The following is a 10,193-nucleotide window of genomic DNA, read 5'->3' as shown; positions in this document are numbered from 1 at the left end:
CGAGCGCACATGCGCACGCCACCGCCGCACCTCCGAACAGGCCATCGACCGATCCTCCGTTGGGGAAACCGGAGACGGTCGGGAGAATCAGGTCAGGAAGGTAGGTGAGGTGGGCGGACGCTTACGGTGATCCGTGCTGCGTGACGACGATGGCATGCGCTTGAGTGCGGGCAGAACCGGCGACCCAAGTGGGCACCGCCTTTGGCGCCGCGCGCGCTTCTGGTTTGCTGTGACGGCTGTCGGCGCCTTGTGCAACGCACTTGCTGTACCGGTACCGGGAGCCGTGCCGATGTTGCTTGGAGGCACCGCTCCCGCGGTGCTGGCCAAACGCATGCGCTGGCCCTGGGTGCTGGCAAGTGCCACAGTGGTGGCCGCTCCGCTCGGGCTCAGCCTGTGGGCGCTGTTTGCGCTTGTGCATGGGGCGATTCTTGTACTTGCCGCCGCGAGCCCGGCCTTCGCCCGACGTCTGCCCCTGGTTCTCGCTGCGGTCCTGGGACCGTGCGCACTGTTGATCACCTACCCCTCGCCGCCTTCCGCGCTGGAATGGCTGTTGGGAAGCTTCAACCTGCTGGTTGGAGTGGCCATCTCGCACTACGCGGCTCCCCAGTTGACCGCCTTTGTCCACTCAGAAGCTGCTCAGTCAAAGCGAAGCCTTGGCGAGCAGATCGCCTCCAGTGCTGTCGCCACGCTGTGGCCGGTAATGGTGATCGCCTTGCTTGCCCTGGTGTATGCGGGTTGGCGCTTCGAGTTCGCGCGCCGCACGGCGGCTCTGGAACTGCGCGGAGAGCAAGCCGCCTCCTTGGTGCTCGACCATCTCTCGGAGCATCAGCGCGCAGTGCTGCACGCGGCGGTGGATGCGCGGCCGCCGGCACGCCCCCCCATTCTGGACGGGATCGATCAGTCGTATACCGGCTTTCTCACCTTGCTGGTCACCGATGCAGAGGGGCAGATCATCGACTTTCGAGCGCCCTGGGCTGCCTCTGCCTTGCCCTCGGTGGCGGATCGCAACTACTTTCGGGAGCCGAGGCGAACCGGTCTCGGATTTGTCAGCCCGGTGTTTCGTGGCCGCGGCTTTGGCAACGACATCCTGATCGCCGTCAGCGCGCCCTACCGCGATGCGCGACAGCAGTTCGCGGGGGTGGTGCAAGGGTCCTTGTCGCTTGCCTTCCTGGCCGAACGCTTGCGCAGGATCGCTGCGCAGCACGGGCTGCATCTGGTGTTGGCTGACGGTACTGCGACCGTGGTGTTGTCTACCCTGGATGCGCCCGCCGCGCTGGACCCTGCGCACGGGCCCATCATTGAGGCCGGGCGGGCGTTGCTCCAGCTCAATCTGAACCATGCGGAGCGCCATGCGCTGCACAGTTCAACGGTGCCTGGATTCGGCTGGACCGTGCATCTGCTCGAACCCATGGCGCCGCTGGCGCGCATCCAGAGCGTCAGCTTCGCGCTCACCGGCAGCGCAGTCCTTCTCGGCCTGCTGCTGTTGGGCTGGCGTGCACGCCGGTTTGCCGAGCCTTTTGCCAAGCCACTGAGGGAGATGGTCAGTCGCGTTCGTGAGGTGGATCTTGGCGTTCCGAGCACCCTCAAGCCCTTGCAGCTCCGCGCCGCCAGCTCAGAGTTCGCCGCCCTGGCGGAGGACTTCAACGCCATGCTGCAGCGCTTGCGTGATCTGAACGAGGATCTCCGTCGTTCACTGGAGGCGCAGGCCGGTCTCAACCGCGAGTTGGAGGAGCGGGTCCAACAACGCACCGCCGATCTGGCCGCGGCGCTCACCCGGGCAGAGCGGCTTGCTGAAGCCAAGACGCGCTTTCTATCGCACATGAGCCACGAGTTGCGCACTCCCCTGACGGCCATTCTCGGCTTCGCGGAGCAGGCCCTGCTCGCCTCGGGCGACGCAGCGCGCAAGGTCCAGGCGCTTGAAGTGGTGGTGCGTAACGGTCGCCATCTGCTCAGTATCGTCAACGATGTGCTCGACGCTGCCCGGATTGATGCGGGCCAGCTTGCGGTGGTTCTGGAGCCGTGCGCGCCACTCGCTCTGGTCGAAGATGTGCATGCTCTGCTGGCGCCCGCAGCCCGGCAGCGCTCCCTGAGTCTGAACCTCAACTGCCATTGGCCGCTGCCGGCGACGGTCGAAAGCGATCCTCTGCGCCTGCGCCAGGTGCTCATCAATCTGGTGGGCAACGCACTCAAGTTCACCGAACGCGGTGGGGTGTCGGTGGACATCGTCGCGGTCGGAGAACGCCTTTCGATCAAGGTCAGGGATAGCGGCATCGGCATCAGCGCAGAACAGTTGGAGAGACTGTTCAAACCGTTCGAGCAGGCGGACGATGCGGTGACCCGACGGTTCGGCGGTTCCGGTCTCGGTCTGTTCATCAGCAAGCGCCTGCTGGAGGCGATGGGCGGCGAGCTTGACGTGGAAAGCACGCCGGGGCATGGCAGCTGCTTCAGCATCCGATTGCCTGTGGCTGCGGAGGTGGCGTGGATCGACTCACGCCCGAGCGTGACCGACGCGCCGGCGGAAGTGCTTGCGATCCCGAGGCTCTCCGGCCGGGTGCTGGTGGTGGATGATGTTGAAGATCTGCGCGATCTCATCACCCAAACCCTGCTCGCCACCGGGGTCGAGTGCACGACCGCCACGAACGGCGCCGAGGCCGTCGAGCAGGCCTTGGCGACACCCGTTGATTTGATTCTGATGGACAAGCACATGCCGGTGCTGGATGGGCGCGCGGCGATGCGGCAGCTTCGCGAATCGGGCTACTCCGGTGCCATCGTTGCGCTGAGTGCGGACGTGCTTGGCGAGGAGCCTGTGGATGGCCATTCCGTCGGTTTCAACGCCGTGCTGGCCAAACCGGTCGATCGCTCCAAGCTGTACGAGGCCTTGGTGAGGTTTCTGCCGCCTGAGCCAACCGCGGTCGAGTCCGCGCAGCAGCGGGCCGTGCAGGCCGCGTTTGCACAGATTCGCGTGCGCTTTCGGGCGCGTCTGCTTGAGGAAGGCGAAGCCCTGCTGCGCGCCGCCGATGCCGGCGACACCGAGGACCTGAAACTGCGACTGCATACGCTGAAAGGCTCCGCCGGGACGTTCGGATTCGCGGCGGTGAGCGCGGCCGCCGCAGAGGCGGAGTCGGAGCTCAAGCGCAAGCCCGATACGCAGCCACTGGACGGCTTGCTGACGGTGCTGCTGGGCGCCCTGCGCGCAGCAGCGAGCGAGGGGGCTTCCGGAGATGCCGCCCTGTAGTCGATCGGCGCGATCCAGGCCCAGGTGTCAGGCGGTTCGCTGATGGCGTCTCGGAGCGGTCGCGTGGATTCCCGAGAAGCTCCACGCCAGCCAGCCCGTCGGAGTGTGTCGAGGTGACGCGGCTGCGTGTGAACAGATACTCGGCGGTCTGCATGCCCACACCGGGGCCATGGGTCGAGAACCACGGATAGCGGAGCGTGCCGACTGATCATCAGCCCGGCCGACCAGAGGCCCGCAGGCTGCCGGCAGGCTCTGATCGATCAAACCCAACTGCACGCCGCGGATGGCGCGGCTGCGGATCAGCTGCGCACGTGTTTGATCCGGTCTGACCGGGCCCAGCGAGGGCGGTAGCGCCAAGCGACCGGACACGCCCGAACCGGCACGGGGCTCGCGATGTCTGCACCACGCGCGGATGGAGTTGTTCAGGCCTCGCCCGGTCGGCCTCAAGCATTTGGCGCGAAGCGCGGTGCGCAGCGTGCGAGCAAGCACCGCTGCCGCCCACTGCGGCCGCCTCTGGACCCCTACGGCGGCAGCGCGTTGCGCGAGTTCTGCGCTCTTTGGGTTTGCCAAAGGCCCTTGATCCCGCGCAGCGCGCTTTGACACCAACCGCCGGAGACGCTCTCGCGAAGCCGTCTCGCCCCTCTCACGTTTTGTGGCGAAGGGCGCCAGATCCTGGTCCCGCAGCGGTGAGCGATCAGTTCTTCACAATCACGAAGCGCCCGGCAATCTCGGTGAGACGCTGCGTCTCCGAGCTCAGGGCCTCGGCGGCTGCGGCCACTTCCTCCACCAGCGCCGCGTTCGCTTGCGTGGCCTGATCCATTTGGGTGACCGCGCGGTTGACCTCGGTGATGCCGCGCGCCTGTTCGACGGTCGCAGCGCTGATCTCGGCAACGATGCCGGCAACGCGCTGGGATGAGTTCACGATCTCGTCCATGCGGCTGCCGGCTTGCTCGACCAGGGCCGAACCGGACTTGATCTTGGTCGCGGTGTCGTTGATCAGCGTGGCGATTTCCTTGGCGGCATTCGCCGAACGTTGTGCCAAGGCGCGGACTTCGCTTGCCACGACCGCAAAGCCGCGCCCCTGTTCGCCAGCGCGCGCGGCTTCCACCGCAGCGTTCAGGGCCAGGATGTTGGTCTGGAAGGCGATGCCGTCGATGGTCGAGATGATGTCAGCCATCTGGCGGGAGGCGGCCTCGATCCCGTGCATCGTCGACACCACCTGGGCCACCACCTTGCCACCGTCTTCAGCAACCGCCGTGGCGCGGCTGGCCAGCGCGTTGGCTTGCTGGGCGTTGTCTGCGGTGTGCTTGACCGTGGACGTGATTTCCTCAAGCGCCGATGCCGTCTCCTCGATACTGGCGGCGGCCTGTTCGGTGCGTTGCGACAGATCCGCATTGCCCTGCGAGATCTCACCGGCAGACACCTCGATCTGTCGCGCCGCCGACTGCACATCGCCAATCGCCGAGGCCAAGGCTTCAGACGTGCGATTGACGTTGGCGCTGATCTCGCCGAACTTGCCGAGCAACACCGTGCTGGTGCGCACACCGAGGCGACCTTCCGCCAGCGCCGCCATCGCCACTTCCACTTCGGCCAGCGCCTGGGCAGTGGTGCTGATCAGGCCGTTGACGATCTCGGCAAGCTCCACGAATCGCTCATTTTTCACGTGCACTTCGACGCGCGCGTTGAGAAAGCCGGCTGCGGCGCGCTGGACCACATTGCGCAGCCCGTGGCGGAAGTTGGACTCGGCAGTGCGGTCCAGCCACTCGAGCGCCGTGCCGACGCGCTGGCCGTTCGCGTCGGACACCGGGTTGGCGAACAGCTCGAAAGCCCGATTGCCGACGCGAATCTGCGACCAATGTGTGTCTTTGAGCGCGGAGATCATTCCGCGTTGCTTGCCCGGCTCCTTGTGGAACTGGTCGAAGTTGGAGCCCAACACCTTGCTTGCGGAGAAGCCGGGGATTTGGTCGGCGATTTCGCGCTCCGCCTCGTGCAGCGACTTGGCGACGGCGTGATTCATGTAGACGATGATGCCGTCCGGATCCGCCAGCATCATGCCGCCTGAAGTCACATCGAGCGCGGCGCGAATGCGCGCATTCTCAGCTGCTACCACGGCTTCGCGCTCGATCCTTTCCTTCAGTTCCCGCTGCATGGCGTCCAGCGATCGCACCAGTTCGGCGACTTCATCCTTGCCGCGCGCCACCAGATGGTTGTCGAGCTGCAGGCGCGCGATGCGAGCTGCGGCCCGCTGAGCCACCTGGATGGGCCGAACGATGCGTCCCGCGACCCAAGCGCTGGCGACCGCCGCCACCACTGCGACCGTCAGCACGGCCAGCGTCACCAGCCAGATCAGCCGACGCGCCGGCGCATAGGCGCTTTGAGAGTCGTAGGTGGCGACGATGGCCCAGCTAAGGCCTGGCGCGACGCTGACCGCGTGCCCGCTGACCAGAGCCTCGCGCCCGTCCAGGGTTTCGCCGACGCCGTTGAAGTCACTCCCGGCCAGCACGGTGTCCAGAACCGCCAGCTTCAAGCGCGACTGCTCGGGTTGCCCGAAATGGCTGGCGACGGTGAAGCGTGGATCGGCAAGCCGCGAATCCGAGCGCAACAGGCGGTCGGGTCCGACCAGAAACACATCCTGCCCCTCGCGCAAGCCGGAGGAGTCCGACACGATTTCGGTAATGCGCTTCAAGCTGATCTGCACGATGACCGCCCCGATCGTCTGATTGCCCTCCAGGATCGGGCTGGACATGAACATCGCCGGAGATTCGAAACTCGGCGCATACGGGGCGTAGTCCTCCACGGCCACCGTGCCCGCACGATCAAGCGCCAGCGCCGCACGGGCGGCACGCGCGATCCCGGAGTCGCGCCACGGGCCGTTCAGAAGATCGGTGGCGTAGTCCAGCTCCTTGAACACGCTGTAGACCACTTCGCCCTTCGAGTTGACGAGGAAGATGTCGTAGTACTCGCTGCGTTTGAGGTGCGAGCGGTAGATCGGGTGGAACAGCGCATGCGCTTGGCCGTAGTCGGTGATACCCGGAAGCTCAGTCAACTCGTCCTTCTGACCCAGTGCTACGGGGTTGTCGGCAATGAAGACTTTCTGCAGCTGTGCGAAGGCGGGCGGCAGTGAGGCTGCGAAGGCTGCACCGTCTTGCCCCGTGCGGCCGTTGGCCTTGCTGTAGGCGGCCCCGAAAACCTGATCGACGAAGCGTTCGACCGCGGCGCGTGCCTCAGCGGTGGCTGCATCGAGATCAGCCCCCTCTCCCAGTTGCTGGCTCATAAACGTCTGCGCGCTGGCGTCAAAAGCGCGTATCGCCTGCTGGCTCATCTGGCTTTCGGACAGCGCGGCCACGTCGTTCTGAACGGATTCAAGGTAGGCAGCGATCTGCGATCCCTTCAGGCCTGCCTGCGAATCCAGAGTGTCTGCGGCGGATGTGGCGAGCAGGGTTCGGCTCTGCAGGCTGGAGAATCCACCGAGCAGGATCAGCGGCACCAGGCTGATCAAAAGGGTCACCCCGATCAGGCGATTTCGAAGCATTGTGTTCCCCTTGGCTGCGCGACGGCCCACCGTCGCTGCGTTTTCAAGAGGGATTGGATGCAAAACGTGTGCGCGCCCCGCGGACTGCTTACCGACGCTCTCGGGCTTGCGGCGGGCTGCGCGCCTCGGCCCCCCAAAGCCCGACAGGCTGCTGGTTGTGCCAGTCCAGGAACTCACTGCACCAGCGGCGGCCGTGATGGGTGCCGGTGAAGCGCGCCGGACAGTCCGGCTGGGTCTTGAGCGCTTTGAAGTGCGCCTCCGAGGACGCGCTGCTCTTTCCACCCGCGGTCGCGAGTGGCTGGCGTCGATCTGGAGTTCGGCCAGCAGATCGATGAAGTTGCGCGAGGTCATCGGCGCGCCGCGGTCCTGGTGCGCCGTCAGTCGCGGCCGTGCTCGGGTGTGCGGCCACGCAGCTGCCGACGAAGCGACATTCTTAGGCGCTGATCTCCGTGCTGGCGATCATCCAGCCCACTGCGCAGCGGCTGAACAGATCGATCAGAACGTAGAGATACAGTCTCGTGCCGCGCTCAACCAGAAACAGCTCGGTGGTGTCCCAGGTCGCTGCTCAGCTTGGCGAGCTGGCGGGCAACGATTTCCCCGGGTGCGGCGGGGGCGTCATGGCTGTGCGTTCCAGATCGCGCGCACACGGGCGGCGAGCGCCATGGGGTCGAAGGGTTTGGCGATCACGTCGATCGCGCCGAGCGACTTGAATTGTGCCAGCTCACTGGGCTGAACCTTGGCGGTCATGAAAACGGCGGGCACGTTTTCCATGCCCGGCAGCGCTCGCAAGGCGGCCAGCGTGGCAGGGCCGTCCATGCCGGGCATCATCACGTCGAGCAGAATCAGATCAGGCGCGAACGCGGGCGCCTGCGCGATGGCCTCTTGCCCGCTACCGCAGGTGCGCAGCGTGAAGCCGCCGACAGTCTCCAGGGCGATTTTCACCACGGTCTGGATGTCGGCCTCGTCTTCGGTGTGCAGGATGCGTTGCAGCGGCTTCGGGTTCATGCGGTCTCCTCCGTGGCGCTCGTAGCCACAGTGGGCAGCTCGAAGTAAAAACACGTTCCCCGGCCGGGGGCGGATTCAAAACCGATGCTGCCGTGCATGCGCTCGATCAGAGTCCTGGTGATGGCCAGGCCCAGGCCGGTGCCGCTCTTGCTGCGCGTGTCGGACGAATCCGCCTGCGAAAACTTCTGGAAGATCCGCTCTCGGAAGGCCTCGGGCACGCCCGACCCCTGATCCTGCACTTCCACGCGCACGTGCTGCTCTGTCTCGATCAGGCGCACCCGCACCTCTCCCTGTTCCGGCGAGAATTTTGCTGCGTTGGACAGCAGATTGGTCATGACTTGCTCGAAGCGGCGCGCGTCCACGCGTGCCTGTGCCGACGACTGGGTGGTCTCCAGCCGGAACTGCACCTTGAACTGCTGCGCATAGGGGGCATTGGTGTCCAGTGCTTGCCGGATCAGAGGCAACACGGGCTGCGCAATGAGCGCGAACTCGACCTTGCCATTGGCCAGGCCTTCGGTATCGAGCAGATCACTGATGAGTTGCGCCAATCGCTCGGCGTTTCGCCGGGCGATGTCCAGCAGGTACTGCACTGGCTCGGGCAGCGCGCCCAGCGCGCCACCGGCGACCAGCCCCAGTGCGCCGCTGATGGAGGTCAGCGGGGTGCGCAACTCGTGGCTGACGGTGGACACGAACTCCGCCTTGGCGAGATCGGCCTTTTTCTCGACGGTGATGTCCCAGTTGGTGCCGATCATGTGCAGCGGCTTGCCTTCGGGGTCACGCAGTACCTTGGCGACCGCCCGTATCCAGCGCACTTCGCCCGTGGGCCAGACGACCCGGAACTCCGTATCGAAGGGCTTGCCGCCTGCAAGTGCCTGGGCGATTTCTGCATCGGCGCGGGCGACGTCATCCGGATGCACACCGCTGCGCCAAGCTTCGTACACGCCAGCGAAGTGCGTGCGGTTGATGCCGTAGAGCGCGTACATGATCTCGTCCCAAGCGAGGGAACTGTTGACCACGTCGTAGTCCCAGATGCCGACGTGAGCGGCCTGGGTGGCGACATGCAGGCGCCCGGAAAGCCGTTGCATCTCGACGTGCTGGTGCTGGCGTTCGGCTTCGCGGCGGCGGATATCGGCCGTCATCTCGTCGGCCAGCGCCTGGGCCCGGTCACGTTGCAGCAAGGCGGCGGCAACCAGCAAGGCGATGAGAAGGGTGATCCCGCCGCCCATGGTGAGCACGACCCAGGGCAGGGTGCTGGCATAGCGCTCGTCAAACTGTTTCCGGCTGCTGATCTCGATGCTGAAGGTGTGGCCGTAGGCAGTCATGCTGTGCGTGCTGATGATGCTTGGTACGTGCTGGGGAGCAGGTGCGACGGGCGAGGCGGCGTTGGCGACTGCGCTTGCCGGCGCGGCGCGCACTGCCGCCGAGTCGTACATCAAGCCCTCGCCAGCGGGCAGTGCGTCGTCGACTAGCTTGAAGTCCACTTCCGCATCGGCACCGCCCATGATGCCTGCCATCAGATCCTCGACGCGATACGGGCTATACGCAAAGCCCTCCAGCGCCCGCATGCGCTCATCGGCCGTGCCCGTGGGCATCCCCTTGCGAAACACCGGCACATACATGAGGAAGCCCGCTTGCACCCGGCCCTCGTTCTCCTGCACCAGCGTGACCCTGCCTGTGATGGCGGTTTCGCCGCTTTCCACGGCGCGGCGCATGCTTTTTCTGCGCGTGGGCTCCGACCACATGTCATAGCCGAAGGCCGCAAGGTTGCGTCCAGTGAAGGGTTCGATATAGATGATCGAGGTGTAGATCTCGCGCGGCCCCGGCGGGCGCACCTGGTACTCCGGGAATCCCTCGCTGCGAATCCTCGCCACATGGGCGTCCAGTTCGGCAGGCGCGATCACCTCGGAGAAGCCCACACCCAGGATGCCGGGATAGTTCTTCTGCAGGTTCAGGCGTGACACGTAGTCGTGCCATTCCTGGCGACTGGCCGAGACGTTGGCATCCATCAGACCTGCGCCACCCAGCAGGATCTGTTCGTGCTGGCGCAGGCGTTCGGCAATGTCGTCGGTAACGTCTTGCGCCAGCAGCGCAAACTGCCGCTGCCTGTGACGCTCGTTCTCCTGGCGCAGGCTCGCCCAGGCGAGAAGCACCAGCGCGGCGCAAACGAACAGCATCAGCGCCGCTGGCAGGGTGTCGCGCCAGCTGGCGAGGCGGGTTGCCTGTGGGGGCGTAGGCGACGGTGGGGGCTCAGGTGCCCGCGCAGTGGCTCGCGTGAGAGTCACGCCGAGATCGGAAACCGACACGGGTGTTGTCCCAAGCGATCGCCGAAGCAGCTGGAGAATCCGCCGGGCGCCATCAGCGGAACCAGGCGGATCAGAAGGGTCACGCCGATCAGGCGATTTCGAAGCATTGTGTTCCCCT

General features: G+C 65.7%; 4 protein-coding genes. 1 reads left to right on the top strand and 3 read right to left on the bottom strand.

Annotation, left to right across the window (positions count from 1 at the left end; translation table 11 throughout):
* The first annotated feature begins 289 nt into the window (after positions 1-289).
* Positions 290-3,235, top strand: a complete 2,946-nt coding sequence (locus tag ACIQ7H_RS09280; RefSeq protein WP_395790670.1) for an ATP-binding protein — start codon at positions 290-292, stop codon at positions 3,233-3,235.
* A gap of 694 nt (positions 3,236-3,929) precedes the next feature.
* Here the strand turns inward: ACIQ7H_RS09280 and ACIQ7H_RS09275 are convergent.
* The 3 genes from ACIQ7H_RS09275 to ACIQ7H_RS09265 form a co-directional block, all read right to left on the bottom strand.
* Complete coding sequence (locus ACIQ7H_RS09275) at positions 3,930-6,767, bottom strand: methyl-accepting chemotaxis protein (RefSeq protein WP_395790668.1); 2,838 nt, start codon at positions 6,765-6,767, stop codon at positions 3,930-3,932.
* Positions 6,768-7,382: 615 nt separating this feature from the next.
* Positions 7,383-7,772: a response regulator gene (locus tag ACIQ7H_RS09270; protein WP_395790666.1), complete on the bottom strand. Its 390-nt coding sequence runs from the start codon at positions 7,770-7,772 to the stop codon at positions 7,383-7,385.
* Entirely contained in the window at positions 7,769-10,075 is a 2,307-nt protein-coding gene (locus ACIQ7H_RS09265; protein WP_395790664.1) for a CHASE domain-containing protein, read from the bottom strand. Before ACIQ7H_RS09265 ends, ACIQ7H_RS09270 begins: the two co-directional genes overlap by 4 nt.
* Positions 10,076-10,193: the final 118 nt, after the last annotated feature.

Origin of the sequence: Aquimonas sp. (assembly GCF_044377145.1) — a bacterium.
Taxonomy (GTDB): Bacteria; Pseudomonadota; Gammaproteobacteria; order Xanthomonadales; family Xanthomonadaceae; genus Aquimonas.
The sequence above is the reverse complement of the archived record's forward strand: the minus strand, read 5'-3'. Positions and strand labels throughout refer to the sequence as shown.

What these genes read in the sequence shown, in the direction of transcription:
- ACIQ7H_RS09270 (WP_395790666.1), bottom strand. Translation starts at nt 7,772, where the DNA reads ATGAACCCGAAGCCGCTGCAACGCATCCTGCACACCGAAGACGAGGCC.
- ACIQ7H_RS09275 (WP_395790668.1), bottom strand. Translation starts at nt 6,767, where the DNA reads ATGCTTCGAAATCGCCTGATCGGGGTGACCCTTTTGATCAGCCTGGTG.
- ACIQ7H_RS09280 (WP_395790670.1), top strand. Translation starts at nt 290, where the DNA reads ATGTTGCTTGGAGGCACCGCTCCCGCGGTGCTGGCCAAACGCATGCGC.